The following is a 25,109-nucleotide window of genomic DNA, read 5'->3' as shown; positions in this document are numbered from 1 at the left end:
TCGTCATTAATTGACTGGACATAATATTATATCCCTGCGTGAAATCATGCCCAAAGACTTTTCCGGTAAAAATCTCCGAGGTCACAACTTCAAAGGTCAAAATCTCACAGGTGCGAAATTCATCGGTGCAGACATCCGAGGCGCAAACTTCACCGATGCCATCCTCAGAAAAGCTGACTTTACCCGTACCAAAGCTGGACTGCAACGTCGCTGGACAATTTTTCTAGTAACTGTTTCGCTATTTCTATCGTTAATATCGGGATTGATGTCAGGCTTTGCTAGTTTGTGGGTAGCAGTTTTTTTCACTCCAAATAACATCAAACAGTACACCATTATTCCCGGTGTGGTTGTGTTGATAGTTTTGGCAATCTTCTTTATACTTACTATCCGCCAAGGTCTAGGAGGAGGGGCAGCCGCAGGGGCAGCCGCAGGGGCAGGGGCAGCGGCAGCAGCAGCGACAGCGACAGCAGCAGCGACAGCAGCATGGGCAAGGGCAGTGACAGGGACAGGGGCAGCGGCAGGGTCAGTGGCAGCGGCAGTTGCAGGGGCAGGGGCAGCGGCAGTCGCAGCCGCAGGGGCAGCAGCCGGGGCAGGGGCAATCGCAGCGGCAGGGACAGTAGCAGCGGTAGTGGCAGGCGCAGGGGCAGTGGCAGTCGCAGGGATAGTGGCAGTGGTAGCGGCAGGGGCAGCAGCAGGGGCAGGGGCAGCAGCAGGGGCAGGGGCAGGGGCAGTGGCAGGGGCAGTGGTAGTGGCAGCGACAGCGGCAGGACTAGGTATTTACGTTGCTTGGCGTGCCCTGGCTGGGGATGAAAAACAGGCCTTGATTCGCAGCATCGCCATTGCCTTTGCCGCTACAGGTGGCACTAGCTTTCGCAATGCGGATCTAACTGATGCCAATTTCACTGAGGCCACCCTCAAAAGTACAGATTTGAGAACCGCCAATCTCACTCGCACTTGCTTCCACAATACAGAAAAACTCGATCGCGCGCGAGTCGGTAGTTCGATATTAGCTGATACCCGCGTCCGAGAATTACTCATCACTGGAAACGGCTACAAAAAATCCTATGTTGGTGCGAATCTCCAAGGAGCAAACTTGATAGGCGTTAATCTCAACGAGGCTAATCTCAAGCAGGCTAATCTCAGCGAAGCAACTTTGCACCAAGCTAATTTGGAATTCGCAAACCTGACTGAAACTCAAGCCTTAGCAACAGATTTTACAGAAGCTTATTTTAAAGGTGCTTGTTTGGAAGCTTGGAACATTGACGCTACTACAAAGCTCGATCGCGTTGACTGTCAGTTTGTTTATCTTCTAGAATATCCCAAACCGGGAACTGACGATCGCGAACGCCGCCCTCACCACATCACTAAATGTTTTGAACCGGGAGATTTCGAGAAACTCTATAAAAAGATTATGGAAACCGTGCAAATCCTCCTCAAAGATGGGATTAACCCCGAAGCTTTTGTTGCCGCTTTCCAGAAGTTAATGCGAGATTTTTCAGACATTACACCGGAGTCAATTCAAGGAGTTGAGAAGAAAGAAAACGATGTTTTACTGACTCTTAAAGTTCCCGAACGAACGGATAAGGGTAAAGTTGAGCAAATTTGGGACGAAGTTTATCAAGCAAGGCTAGAAGCTCAAATGCGAGCCGAGCAATTAAAATCTAAAGAAGAAATTATTGCAATAGAAAGACATCACTATCGTGTCTTTCAAGACTTGGTGAAAGGAGTGTTTAGTCAATATTTGGTAAATCCTTCAACCGTGCCTCAGCCATCGAATCCTATAATTAACATTAACAATCAATCTACAGCAGAGAATAAAATCGGAAGCGACAACATCGATCGAAGTCGCAAAGCTGAAATTTCCGGCGGAACGGTTAACGCTACCGGTGCCGGCTCGTTAAGTTTAGGAGATAATGACGGTACAACAGCCAACACGATCGAGGAGTTGCCTGATCCAGGCGATCGCCCTTCCTGACAAATTGAGTAATGCTATAATTTTAGTCAAACTCTGGTAACAGCGGAAATCAAAGCTATGAGCGTATCAGTAAGTTCAGGAAAGCCGGAATTTAAAGAATTACTGCTGCAATTGCAAGCTGCCATTGCGAATGAAAACACAGAATTGTCAATCCAGAGTATAGAAAATTCCGAAAAGGGAGTAATTGCAATCTTTGTCAATGCTCTGACAGATGATAAGCAAGCTATAATTTATCACGAGTTAAAGCAAAACTACGAACTACTGTTAAAGGCTCTTGAAGATAAATATCAAGCTGAATTGCGCGCCAAAGATTGCGAGATTGCCATGTACCGTCAAGAGATAGCTATTTCCGAAGCAGTTTCTAAAAGTTTAACACAACTTGAAACCGATGCTCGTTCCAGTCAGGAAGAGGAGTCGATAGCCGAATCAGAGGATGTGGAGTCACTAAGGGCGATCGCCCAAAAATACAAGGCAGAATTAAAATATAAAGATGAGGAAATCGCTTTATATCGCCAGCAAATAGCTGAAATGAGAGAACTAACAGAGATGTTAGCTAAACAACCGCTGTCGATTAATATTATTCAGGAGGATAAGTAAGCATAAAGTCTTACCTAAACCATGCAAAATGACGAAAGTCTTACTCGAATTATCCAGGCCTATGAGCAAATTATCAAAGATTTAGAAGCCAAGCACAAATCTGAACTGCAAGCTAAAGATAGAGATATAGACTTTTACCGTCAAAAAATTTTGGAGTTAAATGAACTTCTAAAATTATTGGCGACGCGACCTGTTAATGTTATTATTAATAATGAAGTTAAATCTACATCACAGAATAAAGTTATGAGTGACCAAAGTCGCAAAATAGAAATTACAGGCGGAACCGTTAACGCTAGCGGCGCAGGAGCTTTAAGTTTAGGTGATATCAGCGGTACTGTTGCCAATACAATTAATCAATTATCTGATTCTGCTAAACCAGATGAACCGGGAATAAAAGAATTATTGACCCAGTTACAAACAGCGATAGAGGCTGAAACTGATTTATCTGATGATGATAAAGCTGAAGCATTGGAGCAGGTAAAAACTTTGGCAGAAGTAGGGAAAAATCCCCAAGAAAGTACAATGCAAAAGGCGGGGAAAACGGCAATGAAAATTTTGAAAGGGACTATTGCTGGTTTACCTAGTGCGGCGACATTGGTAGAAGCTTGCAGTAAATTGTTGCCCGCGATCGCAAGTCTCTTACTTTTACCCTGAAATCCAATATCAACGCCCAGTAAGTAATTGTATTTTTAGGGCGGGCGAGACGCCCACCCCACGAAGATTCTTCGCTTCAATCAAAATGACAGCGCAGCTTACCGTCCAGATTTTCTCGGCGGTGTATCATCAGTCGATCGCTTCCGACGGATCAGCACGCTCATCACCTGCTTCGGATTGGCTGCACGTTGTACGGGGCTCCAATCGCCGACTTCGGCAAATCCTAGTCGGTACAAAGTCAGTATGGTTTCCCTGACACCCTTGGACGAACCGACAACCGTTAACAGCACAACTTCCTGTTCCGATACTGCTGCTGAGTCGTCATTTGGGCGATCGGACTTGTTGTCGTCAGGCAAGAATTCCTGTGACATAATATGTTCTCCTGGTTTTGGGTTTTCTAGAAAAACCCAAAAACCCAGCCGCCCCGCATTTCAACACATAGCAGGGCGGCTACAGAGGATGTTAAGATACTCCGTTAGCCTCCAGACTGCTATACCCAGTTTGGCGGTTAGCTGTCCATTGCTGTTCGTAGCAGCTTTGGGCAGTGCAACTAGATTTTTGGGCGACGCGGGCTGCCTCCTCTACAAGCAAGCAACCTCTCACTTCAAAGCGTAGCCGCAGATGGGGGCCGCCGTCAATCGATTTTGGATTTTGGATTTTGGATTTTCGATTGAAGAATTGATCCCCGGACTAATCTGGGGACTTTGGGGGTTTTGATGCGGGATTGGCGGGTTTTGGGCGATCGCACCAATGAGACTCACAAAATGATCGCCTTTTCAACTTACCAACTACAACGGCGATACTTTATCGCGTTCAATCTCCTCGTGGGGAGTTGTTTTGCCGTTCAAAGTTGTACCATCATCGGGGAGATTGTCTAGTCGATCGCGCTTCTTAAAGCGATCGCGAGCCGAGACAACCACCACATACAGAACCGGCACTATAAACAAACTCAAGACAGTAGAAACAACCATCCCCCCGGCGATCGCATTCCCTAGCGATCGGCGGCTCGCTGCACCCGCACCTTCGGGGTTAACCAGAGGAGCAATACCCAAAATGAAAGCCAGAGAAGTCATCAAAATCGGTCGTAAACGCTCTTGAGAAGCCTCAACTGCCGCCTTAGCAATTGAATATCCCTGCTCCCGTAACTGGTTCGCAAACTCCACAATTAAAATCGCATTTTTACTCGACAATCCAATCAACATCACCAAACCAATCTGGCAATAAACATCATTCGCCAAACCCCGCAACGACTGAGCTAAAAGTGCACCCAAAATTGCCAGAGGCACCGATAGCAAAATAATGAAAGGATCGACATAATTTTCATACTGAGCAGCCAACACCAAGAACACAAAAATCAGCCCCAAACCGAAAATAATCGGTGCTTGACCCCCCGATTCAATTTCTTCTAAAGAACTCCCCGACCATTCGTAGCCAAAACCCGAAGGCAAAACTTGAGCTGAAACCTTTTCCATCGATTTTAGCGCCTGTCCAGAACTGGCTCCCGGAGCAGGAGAGCCAGTAATTTCAATTGACCTATACAAATTGTAGTGGTTAACAGTTTGTGCTCCGACCACCGGAGTGATCTTCACCAAATTGCTCAAAGAAACCATTTCATTCTTTCCAGAACGCACATACAATTTTCCAATGTCTTCAGGGTTATCACGAAACTGTTTATCCGCCTGAACATAAACCCGATAATTGCGCTGCTGGAGGTTAAAATCGTTCACATACTGAGCACCCAGAGCCGTTTGTAACGTACTGAAAACATCATTAATGGGAATATCTAGAGCCTTAGCTCGATTGCGGTCAACCTCCACAATTAACTGAGGCGTATTCGCAGCAAACGTACTAAATACCGCTTGCAATCCCGGTGTCTGATTTGCCTGCTTCAAAATCCCGCCCATAGTCTGAACTAAGCCATCTAAACCGCTGTTACCTTTACGGTCTTGCAATTGAAATTGGAAACCCCCAAATTGACCTAAACCTTGAATAGCCGGCGGATTCACAGGGAAAATTCTAGCTTCTGGAATCGAGAAAAACTTACCCCGCAACTTACCAATAATCGCTTGTACAGTTTGATCTTCTCCGTGACGTTCGTCCCAGGCTTTCAGTGTAGTAAATATAATGCCTTGATTAGAAGTGCTACCGCTAAAACCAAATCCACCCACTGAAAAAGTCCCGACAACTTCAGGAAGTTTGAGGATTTCTTGTTCTACTTGATCCATTACTTTCTGAGTGTATTGCAGCGAAACACCTTGGGGCCCTTGAATAATTGTCATAAAATACCCCTGGTCTTCTTCCGGGATAAATGCTGTGGGCACTGATAAATAAAGCCAAGCTGTTACTCCCAGAGAAGCGATGAACACGAGGGTGACAATAGTCTTAATTCCTGTGAGAAATATTAAGGATTTCCGATATTGCCGCTGTACCCAATTGAGAACTCCATTAAAACGGTCAAAAACCCAACCTAGCGGGCCCCCAAACTTCGGCCCTCGACGCAGTAATATAGCTGAAAGCGAGGGCGTAAGAGTAATAGCAATAAAGGTAGAAAGCAGAACTGAAAAAGCAATTGTCAGCGCAAATTGTTTATAAAGCGCCCCTGTAGTTCCGGGGAAAAATGCCACGGGTACGAACACTGCCATTAACACTAAAGAAGTCGCAATTACAGCGCTAAAAAGCTCCCGCATTGACTCAAAAGCTGCTTCGCGGGCATTCATCCCTTGGCGGATTAGGCGGTCAATATTTTCTACTACAATGATAGCGTCATCAACCACTAATCCCGTCGCTAATGTCAGACCAAACAGAGATAAACTGTTAATCGTAAATCCGAAAACTTTGATAAAGGCAAACGTCCCAATCAAAGAAATTGGAATTGTGATGATAGGAATAATAGTGGTGCGCCAGTCTTGCAAGAAAACAAAAATAACTATCACCACCAGCAAGACAGCTTCAAATAATGTCTTGACTACTTCTGCCATCGACTCTTCTACAAACAAAGTCGTGTCCAGCGCTACTCTATGTATCAACCCCGGAGGGAAAGCAACAGCTAGTTTTTCCATTTCTGTCTTGACGGCATGGGCAACATTCAAAGCATTACTTCCAGGCAGTTGGTAAATCCCTAAACCTACTGCATCATTGCCTCGAAATCGCAGAAATGAGCTGTAATTCTCTGCCCCTAGTTCTGCTCTCCCCACATCTTTTAATTTAACTAACGTTCCATTGGTCTCTGTTTTGAGGACAATTTCTTCAAATTCTGCTGGTTCTTTCAGGCGACTTTCAGCACGCAAGTCAATTTGATACATTTGTCCCTGTGGAGCAGGTTCTTGGCCAACTCTCCCAGCACCAACTTGCAAGTTTTGTTCGTTGAGAGCCCTCGTTATATCTTGCATTGTGAGACGGCGAGCTGCTAATTTATTGGGGTCTATCCATAAACGCATTGCATACCGTCTTTCCCCAAAAATTCGCACGTCGCCAACACCTTTTACCCGCTTTAAAGCATCTGCTAAATAGAGGTCAGCGTAGTTGCTTAAAAATATGGTGTCGTATTCTTTATTTTCTGTAAATAAACCGATCGCTAATAGGAGACTTGTAGATTGTTTGGTAACTCTAACTCCTGTGCGTTGTACGGCATCTGGTAATTGGGGTTGAGCAACTGCAACTCGATTTTGAACATCGACCCCGGCAATATCTTTGTTGCGCGAGGAATCAAAGGTAGCTGTAATGGTGCTAGTGCCATCGTTACTACTACTGGAAGTTAGATATTTTAGTCCTTCAACCCCGTTGATTTGCCTTTCTAGGATGTTGGTAACGGCATTTTCTACAATTTCAGCACTCGCCCCGCTATAGTTAGCTGTGACGTTGATTTGGGTAGGGCTAATGTCGGGGAAGCGCTCGATAGGTATGCTGGGGATGCTGATTGCGCCTACCAAGATAATAATTAAGGCGCAGACGCTAGCAAAGACTGGTCGTTTAATAAAAAAATCTGCAAACATTATTTGGGTAATGGGTAGTTGTTAGTTGATAATTCGTAATTCCTAATTCCTAATTCCTAATTCTAATTAGACTTACGTCAAAAATTAAAACTTCCCCTTTTTTATTAATAGCTGAGCAATCAAGTAGTTTCACATAAGGTACGTAGTTGCGCTTGTACGCTCTTAAGAGGTGAATCAAGAGCGCACAAGCGAAACAACATACCTTATTTTTTGCTTCCTACTGGTAATTTTTCGCCTGCTCCTTTTCCTTCCTCTTGAGCCATAATCGGAACACCGTCTGTCAGGTTAAGGATGCCTGCGGTAACAATTTTTTCACCTGCTTGCAAACCTTGAATAACTTGATAATTATTCCCCTCAATCGCTCCCAATTTCACGGCTTTTTGGCGCGCTACTAAAGGTGGCATTCCAGGTTTTTGCTGTTCCGGCTTTTGAGCTGTGAAGACAAAAGTTTCTCCACCTAAGCGAGTGACTGCTGTTACTGGAACTAAAATTCCCGGGTTCTGTTTCCAGATGACTTTAGCTTTTACAAACTGGAGATTAAGCAGTTCTCCACCGGGGTTGGGAAATGTGGCTTTAGCTAAAATTGTTTGAGAATTGGCGCTGACGTTTGGGGAGATAAAACTGATTTGACCTTGGGCGATCGCCTTACCTTGAGCGTCGAGCATTTGTACTGGCAGCCCTAAGCGTAATTGAGGCTGCCGTTCCAAAGGAATTGATAACCGCAAGTCTAGCAATTGGTTTTCTGTCAGGGTGGCAATGGCGTTACCTTTTTGCAAGTAATCACCTACTTTCACTGGTATGTCGCCGATGACTCCCGCGAAGGGCGCGATGACAGCAGTTTCTTGTAGTTGTACTTCAAAGCCGCGCACTTGAGCGGCGGCCTCGGCAACTTGCGCTTCAGCTTGATCGAGCTGTTCTTGGCGCGTACCGTTGGCTAACTGCGCTAATCTGCTTTTGGCTTGTGCGACTTCTGCTTCGGCTTTGGCTATTTCCTCTGGCCGCGAACCGTTTTGCAATTGCCGCAAAGCTTGCCGCTGCTGTTGCAAAGCCGCTGTCCGGCGCTCGATCTCAGCTTGTCTGTTCTTTTGCCGCTGCTCGAACCGCCTTTGAGCTTCTCGGAGATTGGCTTTGGCGGTGCCTTCTTTTTGCGTGTATTGTTCGAGGGTGTTGGCGGATTCTGCGCCTTCTTTTGCCAATGCCTGATATCTGGCAAGCTGTTGGCTGGCTAATTTTGCTTCGGCTGTGCTTGCCTCTATTTGCGCTCTTGCTTGGGCAATGTCTTCTAAGAGGCTACCTGTTTGAGCGTCGGCGAGGTCGGCTTCAGCTTGGCTAACGCGGGCTTGGGCTTGACCAATTTCTTCTGGCCGAGAGCCCGATCGCAGTTGGGCGAGGTTGGCTTGGGCTTGGGCGACTTGGGCTTGAGCTTGAGCGATTTCTTCGGGCCTTGCTCCTGCTTGCAATTCGGCTAAATGGGATTGAGCGCGAATCAGGTTGGCTTGGGATTCCCTCAAGTCAGCTTGGGCGCTGTCGCTTTTCATGCGGGCGATGGCTTGCCCTTTGTTTATGAAGTCCCCGGATTTGACAAAAATCTCCGTGACTAGCCCTTCTACTTCGGGTTTGATTTCTACCGAACGCTTGGCTTCTAAGCTGCTGACAAATTCCGAGGAATCTTGGATTGAGCTGTTTTGTACGGCTGCGAGCTTGACTGGTATGCCTGGGGGTTGGGCTGCTGCTGCCGGTTGCTGTGCGCGATTATGACCCGATTGCCACGAGTACCAGCCGAAACCTGCTGCGCCTGTGACGATCGCGAGCGCGGCAATTAGGGGCCAGCGCGATCGTGGTTTAGCAACAGGTTCGGGGCGATCATCGGCAACGGCTGCAAAATCCTGCAGTTGCTCGCTGTCTGCTTCGGTTGGGTGCAGTTCCGGTGTGGGAGATTTTTGCTCTTGGGCTTCAACGACTGATTCTGGGGATTTAGAATAACTCATGGGCAGCACCACTTAGATGTTTTTTAACTTCTGACTTACTGAGACTTGGGCGGAATATTTGATTCTCCGGCGTTCCCCTCAAACAGAGGGGGAATAAGGACAAGCGATTTTAAACAGGATGAAATCGGGAAAGTCCCTTTTTAATGGGGTTGGGGTATGTGCAGGGCTTTAGTCTCATCACAGTTAGCCAAGCCAGGGAGTGATTATTTTTAGGAAAGCTTCTTGTTATCTCTCAAAAGTTACGATGGCAGGAATGATTACACATCCTTCTTATGACTCACCTGAGTGGGTGAGTTGGAAGGATTTTCCCTTGGAGTCGGCAGATTCAGCGAAGGTGAGGGAGTCACGCACTCCGGCGATCGCACTTTTTTCCTTGGCTAGCTGCTCGGTTAACCACTCTATCTCTGACGCCAGCACTGACTTGCAGCGATCGCGAGAGGCAAATTGATAGTCGTCGGTTAGTGGATATTCGCTCTTGAGGCTTTCGATGTAGTCTTGCCGGGTGTAACAGGCTCGCAAGCGGTGTTCCAATAGCTTCAGCCGTTCTGCTGGTTCTAAGTCGCCAAAAAAGAAAAACTTGATTTGGAACCGGGAACCACTGTTAACCCAGCTTTCTTGAGGGTGTTCGAGCATTTTTTGCCGCCAGAGTTCGCGCCCTTGGGCGGTAATTCCGTAGATTTTGCGCGGACAACCTGCATCTCCGGCTTCTTCGGCAATTACCGAAATCTCCCCTCGCTCTTCCAAGCGCTTCAACAGCGGGTAAATCGCTCCGTAGTTGACGCTGATGCAACTGCTCATAAACAGCTCCAGTTTTTGCTTTAACCGATAGCCGTGCAGGGGTTGCAACTGTAGCAGCCCAAGGGCTGATAATTCAAGCATTTATATCAATTTGATATTATAGTCTGGATTATATCACTATATCGGACTCAAGGGAGATCGGGTCAATAGCTAGTTTCCAAGAAAATCGAGATTTAAATTCACATTTAATAATTTTTGTCAATACCCTTAAGATATACTTTTCAGAACTCAGAGTGAATTTTCTTGTGGAACAGGCATCTTGCCTGTTCTTGAGAATGGTGCAAGATCTCAAATTTCTGCCACATATAGCGGTTCTCAAAAAAGTGAGGTATGCCCTATGCCCTATGCCCTATGCCCTATGCCCAGTCGTACCTCATCTTTCTGAGAAAGGCTATATCTCTTCTTGGCAAGAGAATCAGAACTTTTATTGGTAGGAGTTGGTTGAATTTTTCAACCATGACACACTTTAGTATTTATTGAAGATTGATTGCAGCCACTGTTTTTTTTGTAGCTAATACTCTTATTATTTTTCTCAAGTATTGCAGTAAAAAAATGTTGGGTTTGTTTCCACTCGCCCTGTTTGTAAGGTACGGATCTGTGAGATTTTAGCTCTTTGTTGAGGCATAAAAAAAAGCAACGCACCATACGGGTAGTTAAACCCAGATGTTTTTCCATGGCCGTAATCATCCTCAAAGATGATTGTTTAGGAAAACTTTCCCCGATTATATGTTATTAATATGACACAAAGAGAGTGATTTATCTTGCTCATAAAACCCCAATTAACGCCCTGTAATTACTTGAAAGAGCCATCCAAAAAGCATCACACTCAAGAAAATCACGCCTCCGACAATTAATATCAAACCCAACAGCAACGCCGCCACAAATAGCCAATCGGCTTTTTTGCCTTGTTCAGGGGAACCTAAATGAGCATCCAACAATTCTATATTTTTGACATTAGCTTTCCAAGCAACATCCAACAAATCTCCGGCTACCGGTACAGTACCAGCAACTGTATCAAATACGATATTAGCTGCCATTTTTACTAAGGTCTCTTGAGGCACTCCCATTTGAGCGGATTTGAAGACAACATATCCTGCAAAAATTGAACTGATTACATCGCCGCCGCCCGGTATCAGTCCCAATATCGGATCGAGTCCGATGCGGTAATTTGTGCCGGGAATCGGAATTGCATTGTCTAGTAAATGGCTGATCCGGCGCAGTCGGCGCAAGGATGCTACATGAGATGGGCTGGGGTTATTTGGGGAGGAATTTTGTATAGGAGAACGTGACATTTAATGGCTCTCGATTGCGATATTACTGCTAGTTTATGATATTTATTGAAGCATATTCAATTTTTTCACTATGCCTCAAGCAGATTTTTACTGATTTTGGGCGATCGCCTTTTGTTTGTTTTTGAATGCACAGAAACCCGGTTTCTGTTCAAAACCGGGTTTCTTGCTTCTAGCTGGGGGCTTTTAATTTAGCCTGTTATTTGTTGCCTTCAGTGAAGTCGGCGTCAATCACGTCGTCGCCGCCGCCTGTGGGGCCACCGTCTCCGTAGCCGCCGGGGCCACCAGGGCCGTCAGTTGGGCCGCCTGCTTGCTGGTACAGGTTGCTGCTGACAGCGTAGAATGCTTGCTGCAACTCTGTTGTTAGGGTCTTGATGCGATCATCATCTTCACTACCAATGGCCTCGCGCAAGTCTTTGAGCAACCCTTCAATCTTAGTTTTGTCATCAGCGGGAACTTTATCGCCCAATTCTGCTAACTGCTTCTCGATTTGATAGGCTTGAGAATCCGCTTGGTTTTTGCGATCGATCCTTTCGCGACGTTCCTTGTCAGCAGCCGCATTCGCCTCGGCTTCCTTGACCATTTTCTCGACTTCATTGCTGGGCAAAGTAGAAGCACCAGTAATGCTAATCGATTGCTCCTTGCCAGTACCTTTATCCTTAGCAGCTACATTCAAAATACCGTTAGCATCGATATCGAAAGTAACTTCAATTTGAGGTACGCCACGGGGGGCGGGAGGAACTCCATCTAAGCGGAAGGTTCCCAAATCCTTGTTATCATTCGCCATTTCCCGTTCGCCTTGCAAAACGTGAATTTCCACGTTTGTTTGGCCGTCTACAGCAGTCGAGAAAGTTTCCGACTTCTTGGTAGGAATAGTGGTGTTGCGGGGAATGATTTTGGTCATCACGCCACCCAAGGTTTCGACGCCGAGAGACAGCGGAGTAACGTCGAGCAACAGGATGTCTTTGACTTCGCCGGAGAGTACGCCTGCTTGAATTGCTGCACCCACTGCGACCACTTCGTCCGGGTTTACCGTTTGGTTGGGGTCTTTGCCAAGGAGTTTTTTGACCAGTTCTTGCACCGCAGGAATGCGCGTAGAACCACCAACTAAGACGACTTCATTAATTGCAGATTTGTCTAATTTGGCGTCGCGGATCGCATTTTCTACGGGGATGCGAGAGCGATCGATCAAATCCGAGCACAGTTCTTCAAACTTGCCCCGCGTCAAAGTCGTGTCCAAGTGTTTTGGCCCGTCTTGAGTCGCGGTAATAAACGGCAGGTTGATTTCTGCTTGGGTAACGCTTGAAAGCTCAATCTTGGCTTTTTCTGCGGCTTCCGTCAGGCGTTGCAGTGCTTGTTTGTCTTTACGAAGGTCAATACCTTCGGCTCTTTGGAATTCGTTAGCGATGTAATCGACGATTTTTTTGTCGAAGTCGTCACCGCCGAGGTGAGTGTCTCCAGAAGTTGCTAGCACTTCAAATACGCCGTCGCCTACTTCGAGAATAGATACGTCGAAAGTACCGCCACCTAAGTCAAATACGAGGATGGTTTCGTTGCTTTTTTTATCTAACCCGTAAGCTAAAGCTGCTGCTGTAGGTTCGTTAATAATCCGCAGCACTTCTATACCGGCAATTTTTCCCGCGTCTTTCGTAGCTTGGCGCTGGGAGTCGTTAAAGTAAGCGGGAACAGTAATTACCGCTTGGGTAACAGTTTCGCCGAGGTATTTGCTGGCGTCTTCTACGAGTTTGCGGAGAACTTGTGCAGAAATTTCTTCTGGGGCAAATTGCTTGCCACGGGCGGGACAGTCTAGTTTGAGGCTGTTGCCGACTTTGAGAACTTTGTAGGAAACTTCAGTGGTTTCGTGGGTTACTTCATCAACCCGACGCCCGATAAACCGTTTTACTGAGTAAAAGGTGTTTTCGGCATTCATCACGGCTTGACGCTTGGCGATTTGTCCGACAAGTTGATCCCCATTTTTAGCGTATGCTACTACAGAAGGTGTGGTGCGACCCCCTTCGGCGTTGGCTATGACGGTGGGTTTGCCGCCTTCCATAACTGCGACGCAGGAGTTTGTCGTACCTAAGTCAATTCCAACTACTTTTCCCATAGGGGTGTTCCGGCTCCAATCTCTACAAAATTTTGGTTTTCTATCTGTGTGATAGTCTGGTTATTCAGGACTGCGATTTCACCTGTGGGGGGTGTACGGATAGTGAGTCCTGCTTTAATACAGTCTTAGATAGGTGCTTATCTCTATACTGCGGGTGGTTAGACCAGGCGATGAAGGCGTGTTTACCGAACCTTTTGGGGGACGGTTGCATTCATGAGGTTTGCACCGCTACAGTTGTTGACTGCTTTTCTTTACTCTTCCTAATGTACGGGGTTGGAGCGATTCGGGTATTGTGGCAAACCGTATACGTTGTGTTGTATTTGCCGTCTTTGTTGTATAAATTTTGTTTGGTTGGTAGGGGCGATCCGTTTTTTGGCTTCAAATCAGGTTTAATATCATTTCCGGTTACACTCATACATGATGTTGACGGTTGACGGTTGACAGTGGACAGTGACCAGTCAACAGTGAACAGCGAACTTGAATTTACTATTCCGATGCTAACGGATTTGATATAACATCAATTCTAAAAAGGGACAGGGCAATGCCCTGTCCCTACCCGTTTACTTCCAGGCTGTGCCGGGGAAGGAATATTTTATTGAGGGAGAGCCTCAAGTCCGCCTCCTGGGAATCTCGGAAAATTAGTGAATTTTCCAGATTTGCATTGCTATTTTTTACCGATCAGCAGAGCTGCCGGAAAGTAACTGAGAGCGTCACCAATTGCCAAAGTACCGTTACTTTCTACCGCCTGATTTGTAATTGCATCTTTCCAAACCGACGGCATTTCCTCGGATAATTTCAAATTAGTATCTTTCCAGACTTGTTTGCCGATCGGCATTTCTTCCGGTTTGACAATTCCCGTCAAAAACCGGGGAGCAATGACAATAACTGTAGTCTCTCCAAAGCTTCTGGCAAAGGCAACAACATTATCTTTAAACGTGCCAACTGCTTCCAGGGGCAGATAATCGCCAGATTGAAAAACTTGCAAGTATTGTTTTCTCGCTTCTAGCGCTCTTGCCGTCAAAAACAACTTAATTCTCGCGTCTTCTCGCGTCGCAATCAAATCTTCAACCAGTTGCAAAATATCCGTCTGAGCTTGCTCTTTAATTTCCCGCAAAACCTCGATTCTGCGTTCAAAATCCACGGGACGGCGGTTATCCGGATCGACATGGCTTAAATCCCAGAATTCCGTCCCTTGATAAATGTCGGGAACGCCCGGAGACGTGATTTTCAGCAGCGTTTGAGATAAAGAATTGAAAATTCCGTAATTAGCTACTTTTTTACAGAAAGGTGTAAATTTGTTGAGAAACTGATTTTGTTCCGAAGGTTCGAGAACGGTATCGACAAAGGTCATAAAACCAGCTTCGTAATCGTTATCCGGTCTCAGCCAAGCCGTATAAACTTTGGCTTCACGGACAGCTTTAATCACATAATCTTTCAGGCGATGGACATAATCAGTGTTTTCAATTCCCTCAAAGGGAAAACTGCCGAGCAGAGTTTGGTACAGGAAGTATTCGTCATTAGTATCTGGAACCATTCGATTCGCAAAGTTGACTTTCTTAGAAGAGTTTACCTCTCTCCAAGACCTGACTTGCTGTTCCCATTCATCGGGAATTTCTGACAAAACGTTTATTCTGGCTCGCACATCTTCGCCGCGTTTGGTATCGTGGGTAGCTGTAGCATTCATTTTGTGCGGCCAAGCGACTTGCTGTTGTTTGTTGAACTCGTGAAAATCTCCCAGGGACACGCCGAACTGACTGGGATTTCCTCCCACTTCGTTGAGGGATAAAAGCCGATAGTAGACGTATAAAAGCGTGTCTTCAACGCCTTTTGCCATTAATGGGCCCGTCAACTGCTGGAGTTTCATTACAAAGTGCCGACGCTGCTCTTTTTGTTCTGGTGTTAGAGTTTCTTCTTCTTCCAGTAACAGCACCGTTTCGATAAATTTAAGTTCCTTGAGGAGTCTGGGTGCTTGTTGTTTGGCATGGGCGATCGCATATTGTACGTAAGTGCGATCGGACTCCCTCAAACCGTCTTGATTGATGTAAGTTCGGTATACTGGAAAAATCGTCAAAACCGCCGCCAATGCTTTTTCCAAACCGGGACGAGTAAAGTCGTTTCCCTGTCTGGATTGACCCGAGATATTCTTCAAAAGTTGAGCTAGATTGTCTACATCTCCCGCCAAGTTTTTCTCAACAATCAGCCCTTTTTTATCTAAAAACAACTGTTCGTAGGGAACATTCAAGCGAGTAAATCTCTGATATATTTCGCTAAATTGCTGTTCGCGATCGCAGCGACAAAAAACGCCGTTTACGTAATTCAAAAAGTCGTAGCCGCTCGTTCCCTCAATCGGCCAATATGACGGCAAATCTTCTTCGTGCTCCAGAATTTTTTCAACAGTAATGTAAGTATCTCCGACTTTCTCCCGGAGCCGTTTCAAATATTCTGTGGGGTCGTAAAGTCCGTCGATGTGGTCGATTCTCAATCCGGTAAACTTTCCCTCATCAACCATGTCGAATATCAGAGCATGGTTTTTGTGAAAAACTTTAATCTCTTCAACTTTTACCGAAATAAGTTCGTTGACCGTAAAAAACCTTCGGTAGTTAATTTCTTCGGCCCCCACTTTCCAGAAAGACAGACGGTAAAACTGCTCGGAAAGCAAATCGTCTAGCAGATTAAAGCTTTCGGCATTTCCCTTTTCTCCGTTAAAAACTTTGATATTTTTATCAATGAATTCCTGTACAAGGGGATTTTGATTGTAGAGTTCCCAGAGCAGTCCTTTGACAAAAGCTATCTGATCGTATCGGGTTTTACCTTTAGTTTCTGAAGGTGTATTTTTAATCAAATAAAGAATTCCCAAAAACTTGATAAAATCTGGATGGCGTCTGCCTAATTCCCTGGCTAAATGCCCCAAATTATGACTGATAAATTTAGCATAAGATTCAATTCTTACTGGCAATTGTAAGCTATAATAATTGATGGTCAGCCCAATTTCGCTGTATTTGAGTTGAATCTCGCCATTTTCCAGACACTCTCCATAAAAATTGCCCAGCAGCGGAGCCAAAACTCGACCTCTGAGATGTTCGTAAGCATGATTCCATTCAATATCAAAGTAATCGAAATAGTCGGAATCCGGCCCGTGTTCCAATACGTCTAACAGTAGCAAGTTTTGAGTGTCGTAAGCCATGTGGTTTGGGACAATATCTTGCAGCCATCCCATGTTCCGTTTCTTGATTTCGTATGTGAGGGCTTCAAAATTTTCTGATGTTCCCAATTCGGGATTGATCTGATTTGAGTCAACGACATCGTATCCGTGAGAGCTGCCTTTTCTTGCTTTAAATATCGGTGAAGCGTAAACGTCGGTAATTCCTAAATCTTCCAGATAGCTAAGGATTTGTTTGGCGGATTCAAAGTTAAAACCTGCATGAAATTGAAGCCGATAAGTGGTTGTGGGAATTCTCACCTTAATTTTACTCCTAATTAATTAGTTGGTTGGGTTTGTTGTTTAAAATTAGAAATAGTTAGGTTGAGTGGAGAACGAACCCTCCGTTTCACTCCGCCCAAGCCCTTCACTTTGAGATTTAAGTGAGATTTGAGATTGTTGCTCCCATCTAAAATCTCAAATCGCCAATCTAAAATCAGTTGTTGGGTTGAGCGGCAGCGAACCCTACGCTTCGCTCCGCCCAACCTACTATTTCTGTATTATTTCGTAAAGTGCGAAACTCTGGGGTTTAACAGTCAATTCTTGCTGTGAATTTATCTTTTCCGGCAAGCTAGAACCTGAACCCATCCATTTTTCATCAGCAGAGTCTAAAATTTTGTTCCAGTTGCCTTGGGGAAGTGCAGCCGTAAAGGCTACCTCGTGACTGTTGAAGTTTAGAATGCAGAATATCTGGCTGTCATCTGTCCAGCGACGTAGAAATAAGATTTTTTCCGCTTCAATGCTGGACACTTCTAGACTGTTTTTGTCGAGTTTTTTAAGGGCCGGTATTGTCCGCCGCAGTTGAATCAGATGTTGATGCCATTCCCAAAGGATTTTGTGTTTGCCTTCGGTTTGTTTTTCCCAGTTTAACTTACACTTATCGAAAGTCTCAGGACTCTGGGGGTCGTTAAACTCGCCTCTGCCTTCAAAGATTTTAAATTCTTGTTGTTTGTCTTTGCGGACAGCTTCAATTAAGTTTTCGTCCGAGTGGGAAATGAAGTAAAAAAACGGTGCTTCTTCTCCGTATTCTTCTCCCATAAAAAAGAAGGGAATGTAGGGAGAAATTAAAACTGTGCCGGCTGCAAGTTTCAATCCTTCCAAGTCAACTATTTTGGATAGTCGGTCTCCCAAAATGCGGTTGCCGATTTGGTCGTGGGTTTGGGCAAACACCAGAAATTTATGACCCGGTTCATCCTTAACAGAATTGCCGTGTTTCCGCTTTCTGTGGGGGGCGTACTGGCCGGAGTAAACAAAGCTTTCTTTGAAGGCTTTTTCTAAGTGTTCGCACTTGCCGAAATCTTGGTAGTATCGGTCGTCTTCTCCAGTGAGCAAGGCGTGCAGTGCGTGGTGGAAATCATCGCACCATTGGGCGTCTAATCCGAAGCCCCCCAGTTCTTTAGGACGTATAGTGCGGACATCATTTAAGTCACTTTCGGCTATTAAGTAAAGTTTCCGTCCCAGTTCTTGGGAAATCTCGGCTGTGGCATCGGATAGTTCTTGTAAAAAAGGTCTTGCACCAACTTCAAATATTGCTTGAATTGCATCTAATCTCAGGGCATCGATGTGATAGTCTCGAAACCAGTAGAGGGCGTTTTCAATAAAGTAGTTACGCACGCCGTCGCTGTAGGCATCGTCGAAGTTGAGGGGATCTCCCCAAATCGAGCCGTATTTTGAGGTAAAGTAGGGGCCGAAGTCCCTGAGATAATTTCCTTCGGGACCGAGGTGGTTGTAAACTACATCGAGAAGTACTGAAATACCGTGTTCGTGGCAGGCGTTGACGAGTGTTTTGAAGCCTTCGGGGCCGCCGTAGGAGTTTTGAACGGCGTAGGGATATACGCCGTCATATCCCCAGTTTCGCTCGCCAGGGAATTGGGCTACTGGCATTATTTCGATGGCGTTGATTCCCAATTCTTTAAGTTGTTTTAGCTGGGGAATTATTGCTTCAAATGTTCCGGCTTGGGTGAACGTGCCGACGTGCAGTTCGTAAATAATCATTTCGGCTAGCGGCACGCCTTGCCAATTTGTGTCAGTCCAAGTAAAAATAGTTTCATCTATTACTTGCGACGGGGCGTGTACGCCTTGGGGTTGATATTTTGAGGCTGGGTCTGGTCGCTCGGTTTTTCCTTCGATTTGGTAGGTGTAAAGGGTTCCTGGTTCGATGTCTGTAGCTGTGGTTTGCCAATAACCTTCTGCTGATTGTTGCAGGGGTATCAGGCGTTTTTTTGGGGAAACAATTTGGACTGCGATTTGTTTGACGGTGGGCGCCCAAACGGTAAATTCACATTGGTTGTTGCCGAGGTAATTTGCTCCTATCTTCACTTTGAGTTGTTCTCCTTATAAAATAGGTTGGTGGTTCGATCGCCCGACGCGCCATCAAATGCTTTGCCCTTAACGTTCAGCGCCTGTTTAGACGGTAATATTACTTAATATAACAAACAACTAACTTTAGACAGAGGCATCAAAGGCAAAAATTGTGTAATGGGCAAAATTAGCGGTTGGTTGTGTCTAAATTAGAGCAGGAATCGGCACGGGGGCGATCGCCAAATTAACGGTCTGGAAGCGTTAATATTTCTGGTTGATATCATGTCGAAAATCTACCTAAAGGTAGGTCAAAAATCAGCGCGAGTGTGGACTTTATGGTTATGGCTTTTGGACGGGAAATCTGCTGCAATCTCGACTCGGCGGAGTCTCGGGAGTGGTTGGTCACAAACGGGATCGGCGGTTACGCTAGCGGGACGATCGCAAATCTCCTCACCCGCCGCTATCACGGCTTGCTGGTAGCCGCCCTCAAACCCCCGCTGGGACGCACTTTGATGCTCGCCAAGCTGGACGAGACGGCTGTGTATCACGATCGCGCCTATCCGCTTTATACAAACCGCTGGGCCGACGCGACGATGGAACCCCACGGCTACAACTACATCGAAAGCTTTCACCTCGAAGGCACGACGCCTGTTTGGAGGTTTGCTCTCGCCGACGCTATCCTGGAAAAGCGGATTTGGATGCAGCAAGGTGCTAACACAACATATATTCAATACCGCTTGCACCGGGCCTCACAACCGATCGCCCTCGCTGTCAAAGCCCTAGTCAACTACCGCGACTACCACCACACGACGAGCGCCGGCGACTGGCAGATGAGCCTAGAAACCTTGGAACGCGGGGTTTGCGTGACTGCATTTCCCAAGGCTGCACCCCTGTATTTGCTGACAGATGCCGCACCAGAGGCCAACTTTCGAGTCTCTGCGCCCTTATACAATTGGCATTACGGATTGGATCTAGCAGCCGAAAAGCGCCGCGGATTGGATTGCTGCGAGGATCACTTGCAGGCGGCGACTTTTCACATGACGATCGCACCGGGAAGTTCTCTCACATTGATAGCCAGCACCGAGAAAAATCCCGAACTCAACGGCGGTACAGCTTTAGAATTGCGTCACACTTATGACCAAAAACTGCTGCACAACTGGTCAAAAGTGAGCGAATCTCCCGACTGGATCAATACCTTAGTGCTCGCCGCCGACCAATTTATCGTCAGCCGCCCGCTACCGGAGGAACCCGAAGGCAAAACAATCATCGCCGGATATCCCTGGTTCAGCGACTGGGGGCGCGATACGACGATCGCCCTACCCGGCCTCACAATCTGTACCGGGCGAGGGGAAATTGCGCGATCGATTTTGCGGACTTTTGCGCGGTATGTCGATCGGGGAATGCTGCCGAACCGCTTCCCGGATGCGGGTGGCGAACCGGAATACAACACCGGAGACGCCACGCTGTGGTACTTTGAGGCAATCCGCGCTTATATTGATGCCACGGGAGACGACGAACTTTTGAGCGAACTCTGGCCGGTGTTATGTGAGATTATTGATTGGCACATACAGGGAACTCGGTATAATATCCGCGTCGATCCCGATGACGGTTTAATCTACGCCGGCGAGAAGGGTGTGCAACTGACTTGGATGGACGCGAAAATCGGCGATTGGGTGGTGACGCCTCGGATTGGTAAGCCGATCGAACTCAGCGCGCTTTGGTACAATGCTATACAAGCTATGGCAAGTTTTGCTCGAAAACTGGGCAAGCCTCACAATGAATACCAGCAATTGGGCGATCGAACAGCCGCCGGATTTCCTCGCTTCTGGAACCCCTCAACCGGTTACTGTTACGACGTTCTCGACGGCCCCGACGGACACGAGAGCTCCCTGCGGCCCAACCAAATATTTGCCGTATCCTTGCCCCTAGACTCGATTCCTCCTCACTCCGCCAACTCCTTGTCAGCGGGGATGCGCCAGGAAACTCGCTATACACCGTTACTGACGCCCATCCAGCAGCGCGGCGTGGTGGACGCCTGCGCTCAACAGCTTCTAACTTCTGTCGGCCTCCGCAGCCTATCGCCGCAGCACCCGCAATATCGCGGCGCATACGGAGGCGACCAATTGCAGCGCGACAGCGCCTACCACCAGGGCACAGTTTGGGGCTGGCTGATTGGCCCGTTTGTCTTGGCGCACTTACACGTATACAAAAACCCAGCACAAGCTCGCGAATTCCTGGAACCGATGGCACATCATATAAGGGGTGGCGGAGTTGGCAGTCTGGGCGAAATTTTTGAGGGCGACGCCCCTCACTCGCCTCGGGGCTGCACGGCTCAAGCTTGGACTGTGGCTGAGGTGCTGCGGGCTTGGTTGGCAATTAATACTGTGGGTGTTTAAATTAGTAGTGTTATCAATCATTTGGTAATATCGCAAATTCAAGCCCTCAAGAGAATCTCTCTTTCTCTGTCTGTTCTCTTTCTCTGCGTCAAGAGTACCTCTGCGGTTCGTTTAAAAAAAGAGTTCACCAATCTGCCTATAATTGTTATAAACTAGGTGGGTTATTCGGCAACGAAATCAAGACAACTACTAATTAAATAGGAGATTTATGGCATTATTATTAGCGGGCGATATTGGCGGGACTAAGACAATTTTGCGGTTAGTGGAAAGGACTGTTAACGGTGAAATGAACGCTCTTTACGAGTTTCGCTATCCGAGCGCGGAGTTTCCCGATTTAGTGCCGATGGTGCAGCAGTTTTTGAGGGAAGCTGCTACGAAATTGGATTTGACGCCATTGCCTGAAAAAGCTTGTTTTGCGATCGCAGGCCCGGTGGTTAATAACACTGCAAAACTGACTAATTTGCCTTGGATGCTGGATGCGAAGCGTCTGGAACAGGAATTAGGAATATCACACGTTAGTTTAATTAATGATTTTGTCGCGGTTGGCTACGGCGTGTGGGCTTTGGACGATCGAGATTTGCACACTTTGCAAGTCGGAAAACCTCGCGAACACGATCCAATTGCTGTGATTGGTGCGGGTACTGGTTTGGGAAATTGTTATGGAATTCCTGAAGCAAATGGCATCAGGGTTTTTTCTTCGGAAGGGGGACACGGTGACTTTGCTCCTCGTTCGGAGTTGGAGTTTCAATTGCTGAAATATTTGTTAGCAAAACACGACATTTCCCGAATATCGATCGAGCGTGTAGTTTCGGGACAAGGGATTGTTTCAATTTACCAGTTTTTGCGGGACAAAAAGTTTGCTCCTGAATCGCCGGAGATAGGGGAAGTTATCAAAAAATGGGAGTCAGAAATGGGTAAAAGTGAGAAGAGTGTCGATCCGGGGGCGACAATTGCACAGGCGGCACTCAAAAAGTGCGATCGGCTTTCCGAACAAACAATGCAAATGTTTGTAGAAGCCTACGGTGCAGTGGCGGGAAATCTGGCTGTGACACTGTTACCTTACGGCGGTTTGTACGTAGCTGGCGGCATTGCTGCTAAGATTTTGCCGCTGATTCTAGAAGGGGGTTTTATGCGAGCTTTTACGCACAAAGGCCGGATGGATTCGCTGTTAGAAATGATGCCAGTTCGATTGGTTTTGAATCCCAATGTAGGGTTAATTGGGGCGGCTGTTTGTGCGGCCGGTCTTTAGGAGAATGTAGGGGCGGTGCCCCCGTGCCCGCCCCTGATTGATCGGGGCAACCACGGGGGGATTGCCCCTACAAAATTACAAAAATAATTTAGGCTTGCTATATAGGAACTGCCAAGACGGTTAGGACATTCTCAATCGCTGAAACCTAAAATTACTTCCCTTCCAGTTCTTTCAGCTTCCGCTGGGTCAACTCCTTCACCTGCGGATCTTGAGCGACGGCTAAAGCTTGGCGATAGCTTTCAATTGCTTTTACTTTGTCGCCTTTGAGTTCATAAGCAAGGCCGCGATTGTAGAAGGCGTCTGCATCTTTAGGATTGAGTAGAAGGGCTTGATTGAAATCGGCAATGGCGCGATCGTATTCCTTTTTATAGTTGTAAGCAATGCCGCGATTATAGAAGGCTTCTGCGTATTTAGGATTGAGTAGAAGGGCTTGATTGAAATCGGCAATGGCGCGATCGTATTCCTTTTTATTGCCGTAAGCAATGCCGCGATTGTTGAAGAATTCTGCGTATTTAGGATTGAGTAGAAGGGCTTGAGTGTAATCGGCAATGGCGCGATTGTATTCCTTTTTATCGTAGTAAGCAATGCCGCGCTTGTTGAAGGCTTCTGCGTATTTAGGATTGAGTAGAAGGGCTTGAGTGTAATCGGCAATGGCGCGATCGTATTCCTTTTTATCGTAGTAAGCAATGCCGCGATTGTTGAAAAATTCTGCATCTTTAGGATTGAGTAGAAGGGTTTGATTGTAATCGGCAATGGCGCGATCGTATTCCTTTTTATAGTAGTAAGCATTGCCGCGATTGTTGAAGGCTTCTGCGTATTTAGGATTGAGTAGAAGGGCTTGAGTGTAATCGGCAATGGCGCGATCGTATTCCCCTTTATTGCTGTAAGCAATGCCGCGATTGTTGAAGGCTTCTGCATCTTTAGGATTGAGTAGAAGGGCTTGAGTGTAATCGGCAATGGCGCGATCGTATTCCCCTTTATTGCCGTAAGTAAGGCCGCGGTTGTAGAAGGGTGCTGCATATTTAGGATTGAGTTTTAGGGCTTGAGTGTAATCGGCAATGGCGCGATCGTACTCCCTTTTATTGCTGTAAGCATTGCCGCGATTGTTGAAGGCTTCTGCATATTTAGGATTGAGTAGAAGGGCTTGATTGGAATCGGCAATGGCGCGCTCGTATTCCCCTTTCTTGCCGTAAGCACTGCCGCGATTGTTGAAGGCTTCTGCATATTTAGGATTGAGTAGGAGGGCTTGATTGTAATCGGCAATGGCGCGATCGTATTCCTTTTGATTGTCGTAAGTATGGCCGCGATAGAAATAAATAGTGGCTGGGTCAAGTGCAGCTTCTTTATTTGGTTTAGCCACTGAAAGTGCTACCGTTAGTTGTTTAATAGCATTATCCCAATCATCCGCTGCATAAGCAGACACCCCCAATGTCACCAACGTTAAATATTTCAGTTCCTCCGCTAAATTGACTTGTATCTCAAAACTTTCTAGCGCAGCCACCGCCATGTAGCGAGGTTTTCCCTGCACTTGCTTACCTACATCGAGATAATCCTTTGCTGCTGAAAGAATCTCAAAATTCACGCTGACTGCTGCTTTCTGCTGCGTCTTGCCATACCAACCCCAAATCACAATATCCGCATTTTTATTCTTGCCCAATTCCCGCGCTTTATCTTTGCCTTCCTGCTGACTAATCGCTTGTTTGAGGGGCAGAATTTTCACGGTTGGGTAATTTTTAGTTGCATCCTGCAAGTTCTGTAAAATCGTTTCTGTGACGCGATATTTTTCCGCATCCACCCCATCAAACTCCGCTAACAGAACCGTTACAGTTTGGGTTTTTTGTTTGCACTGTTGTATCAGACATAGAGGTGATAACTGAGGTTGTAGAAAATGCAAACCTATACCGCCACCACCGAGACTCAATAACCCTCCGATCGCCCCTGCAAATAGCCAAAGCTTTGTTGGCCTTTGCGGCTTCTCCTGCGATTCGGGGGGCGTTACTTTTTTAGTTTGTCTGCAAAGTTACAAAACGTGGGAAATACCCGCCGCAACAATCCTGCCGTATCCAACTCCATCTCATAGGAAATCAATCCCGGCAATAACGGAATCGCTGCTTTGAGTTTTCCCGCCGCCGGAATTCCCGGCTTACTCAACTCCGCTTTGATTTCCTGTAACACCGTCATCAATTCAGCATTCCTCTGAACCGCAGGTTCAATCTCCAGAAACTCCACTTCCCGCACCAATTGACTCGCAACTATTTCCGCATCCGCTTCGGGAATCGTCAATCCGGCAATTTCCGCCCGCCAGCGCTGCCAATAGTCTCGTTCAACGCTACCGAGTTCTTTTTTCAGTTTATCAATTCCCTGCTGAAGCCGTACCTTTTGCGCGTCTTCAGCCAACCGTTTCGCTGTTTCCTGGCCAGCGAGTTGATCGTAATAACCTTTCACTTCAGATTGCAGGTGGGACAGGCGATCGCTAATCATCGAAAACTCCCAATAATATAATCACTTTAAATCTCCTATTCTCACTATACGGCTCGACATCCGGATCTATTTTCCTCTTTTCT

The 25,109-nt window shown here is 46.6% G+C and carries 17 protein-coding genes; 5 read left to right on the top strand and 12 right to left on the bottom strand.

From position 1 onward, the window contains the following. Positions 1-46 precede the first annotated feature (46 nt). Genes QUA10_RS12045 through QUA10_RS12035 form a run of 3 tightly spaced genes read left to right on the top strand, consistent with a single transcriptional unit; the run spans position 47 to position 3,226 of the window. Entirely contained in the window at positions 47-1,975 is a 1,929-nt protein-coding gene (locus QUA10_RS12045; RefSeq protein WP_333080448.1) for a pentapeptide repeat-containing protein, read from the top strand. 57 nt (positions 1,976-2,032) lie between these two features. Further along, entirely contained in the window at positions 2,033-2,572 is a 540-nt protein-coding gene (locus tag QUA10_RS12040) for a hypothetical protein (protein ID WP_333080447.1), read from the top strand. A gap of 21 nt (positions 2,573-2,593) precedes the next feature. Further along, positions 2,594-3,226, top strand: coding sequence for a hypothetical protein (locus tag QUA10_RS12035; protein ID WP_333080445.1), 633 nt, complete (start codon positions 2,594-2,596; stop codon positions 3,224-3,226). Positions 3,227-3,324: 98 nt separating this feature from the next. Here QUA10_RS12035 and QUA10_RS12030 read toward each other — a convergent pair whose 3' ends face one another. The 10 genes from QUA10_RS12030 to treZ all read right to left on the bottom strand — a co-directional run bounded on the left by QUA10_RS12030 (position 3,325) and on the right by treZ (position 18,918). Then, positions 3,325-3,597 carry a hypothetical protein gene (locus QUA10_RS12030; RefSeq protein WP_333080444.1) on the bottom strand — a complete coding sequence of 91 codons (273 nt, stop codon included), beginning with the start codon at positions 3,595-3,597 and terminating at the stop codon, positions 3,325-3,327. A gap of 91 nt (positions 3,598-3,688) precedes the next feature. Beyond that, positions 3,689-3,817: a hypothetical protein gene (locus tag QUA10_RS12025; protein ID WP_333086263.1), complete on the bottom strand. Its 129-nt coding sequence runs from the start codon at positions 3,815-3,817 to the stop codon at positions 3,689-3,691. 8 nt (positions 3,818-3,825) lie between these two features. Beyond that, a complete protein-coding gene (locus QUA10_RS12020) occupies positions 3,826-3,987 on the bottom strand; it encodes a hypothetical protein (RefSeq protein WP_333035363.1) in 162 nt (53 codons plus the stop codon). A 27-nt stretch (positions 3,988-4,014) separates the two neighbouring features. Further along, positions 4,015-7,218 carry an efflux RND transporter permease subunit gene (locus QUA10_RS12015; RefSeq protein ID WP_333080440.1) on the bottom strand — a complete coding sequence of 1,068 codons (3,204 nt, stop codon included), beginning with the start codon at positions 7,216-7,218 and terminating at the stop codon, positions 4,015-4,017. Between the two features lie 203 nt (positions 7,219-7,421). Continuing rightward, on the bottom strand, positions 7,422-9,206 hold the full coding sequence (locus QUA10_RS12010; RefSeq protein ID WP_333080439.1) for an efflux RND transporter periplasmic adaptor subunit: 1,785 nt from the start codon (positions 9,204-9,206) through the stop codon (positions 7,422-7,424). A 270-nt stretch (positions 9,207-9,476) separates the two neighbouring features. Beyond that, on the bottom strand, positions 9,477-10,085 hold the full coding sequence (locus tag QUA10_RS12005) for a PadR family transcriptional regulator (RefSeq protein WP_333080438.1): 609 nt from the start codon (positions 10,083-10,085) through the stop codon (positions 9,477-9,479). A gap of 698 nt (positions 10,086-10,783) precedes the next feature. Beyond that, positions 10,784-11,296, bottom strand: coding sequence for a DUF4112 domain-containing protein (locus QUA10_RS12000; RefSeq protein WP_333080436.1), 513 nt, complete (start codon positions 11,294-11,296; stop codon positions 10,784-10,786). A gap of 196 nt (positions 11,297-11,492) precedes the next feature. Then, entirely contained in the window at positions 11,493-13,400 is a 1,908-nt protein-coding gene (gene dnaK / locus QUA10_RS11995; RefSeq protein ID WP_333080434.1) for a molecular chaperone DnaK, read from the bottom strand. A gap of 664 nt (positions 13,401-14,064) precedes the next feature. After that, the gene (treY, locus tag QUA10_RS11990) at positions 14,065-16,860 is read right to left on the bottom strand and encodes a malto-oligosyltrehalose synthase (RefSeq protein ID WP_333080433.1); all 2,796 of its coding nucleotides are present in this window, start codon (positions 16,858-16,860) and stop codon (positions 14,065-14,067) included. A 228-nt stretch (positions 16,861-17,088) separates the two neighbouring features. Next, complete coding sequence (gene treZ / locus QUA10_RS11985; protein ID WP_333080432.1) at positions 17,089-18,918, bottom strand: malto-oligosyltrehalose trehalohydrolase; 1,830 nt, start codon at positions 18,916-18,918, stop codon at positions 17,089-17,091. Between the two features lie 317 nt (positions 18,919-19,235). Between treZ and QUA10_RS11980 the strand changes: the two genes are divergently transcribed. Together QUA10_RS11980 and QUA10_RS11975 are read left to right on the top strand one after the other, a co-directional pair. Further along, the gene (locus tag QUA10_RS11980) at positions 19,236-21,296 is read left to right on the top strand and encodes an amylo-alpha-1,6-glucosidase (RefSeq protein WP_333080429.1); all 2,061 of its coding nucleotides are present in this window, start codon (positions 19,236-19,238) and stop codon (positions 21,294-21,296) included. A gap of 208 nt (positions 21,297-21,504) precedes the next feature. Further along, positions 21,505-22,545 carry a glucokinase gene (locus tag QUA10_RS11975; protein ID WP_333080427.1) on the top strand — a complete coding sequence of 347 codons (1,041 nt, stop codon included), beginning with the start codon at positions 21,505-21,507 and terminating at the stop codon, positions 22,543-22,545. Between the two features lie 151 nt (positions 22,546-22,696). Here the strand turns inward: QUA10_RS11975 and QUA10_RS11970 are convergent, their stop codons facing one another. Both QUA10_RS11970 and QUA10_RS11965 read right to left on the bottom strand, forming a co-directional pair. Then, positions 22,697-24,466, bottom strand: a complete 1,770-nt coding sequence (locus QUA10_RS11970) for a tetratricopeptide repeat protein (protein ID WP_333080426.1) — start codon at positions 24,464-24,466, stop codon at positions 22,697-22,699. Between the two features lie 74 nt (positions 24,467-24,540). Further along, a complete protein-coding gene (locus tag QUA10_RS11965) occupies positions 24,541-25,026 on the bottom strand; it encodes a hypothetical protein (protein WP_333080424.1) in 486 nt (161 codons plus the stop codon). Positions 25,027-25,109: the final 83 nt, after the last annotated feature.

Source organism: Microcoleus sp. Pol8_D6, assembly GCF_036700965.1.
GTDB lineage: Bacteria > Cyanobacteriota > Cyanobacteriia > Cyanobacteriales > Microcoleaceae > Microcoleus.
Note: the sequence above shows the minus strand (reverse complement) of the source record. Positions and strands in the feature narration are given on the sequence as shown.

What these genes read in the sequence shown, in the direction of transcription:
- QUA10_RS12035 (WP_333080445.1), top strand. Translation starts at nt 2,594, where the DNA reads ATGCAAAATGACGAAAGTCTTACTCGAATTATCCAGGCCTATGAGCAA.
- QUA10_RS12010 (WP_333080439.1), bottom strand. Translation starts at nt 9,206, where the DNA reads ATGAGTTATTCTAAATCCCCAGAATCAGTCGTTGAAGCCCAAGAGCAA.
- QUA10_RS12040 (WP_333080447.1), top strand. Translation starts at nt 2,033, where the DNA reads ATGAGCGTATCAGTAAGTTCAGGAAAGCCGGAATTTAAAGAATTACTG.
- QUA10_RS12015 (WP_333080440.1), bottom strand. Translation starts at nt 7,218, where the DNA reads ATGTTTGCAGATTTTTTTATTAAACGACCAGTCTTTGCTAGCGTCTGC.
- QUA10_RS12045 (WP_333080448.1), top strand. Translation starts at nt 47, where the DNA reads ATGCCCAAAGACTTTTCCGGTAAAAATCTCCGAGGTCACAACTTCAAA.
- QUA10_RS12000 (WP_333080436.1), bottom strand. Translation starts at nt 11,296, where the DNA reads ATGTCACGTTCTCCTATACAAAATTCCTCCCCAAATAACCCCAGCCCA.
- QUA10_RS11965 (WP_333080424.1), bottom strand. Translation starts at nt 25,026, where the DNA reads ATGATTAGCGATCGCCTGTCCCACCTGCAATCTGAAGTGAAAGGTTAT.
- QUA10_RS12005 (WP_333080438.1), bottom strand. Translation starts at nt 10,085, where the DNA reads ATGCTTGAATTATCAGCCCTTGGGCTGCTACAGTTGCAACCCCTGCAC.
- QUA10_RS11980 (WP_333080429.1), top strand. Translation starts at nt 19,236, where the DNA reads ATGGTTATGGCTTTTGGACGGGAAATCTGCTGCAATCTCGACTCGGCG.
- QUA10_RS11975 (WP_333080427.1), top strand. Translation starts at nt 21,505, where the DNA reads ATGGCATTATTATTAGCGGGCGATATTGGCGGGACTAAGACAATTTTG.
- QUA10_RS12030 (WP_333080444.1), bottom strand. Translation starts at nt 3,597, where the DNA reads ATGTCACAGGAATTCTTGCCTGACGACAACAAGTCCGATCGCCCAAAT.
- dnaK (WP_333080434.1), bottom strand. Translation starts at nt 13,400, where the DNA reads ATGGGAAAAGTAGTTGGAATTGACTTAGGTACGACAAACTCCTGCGTC.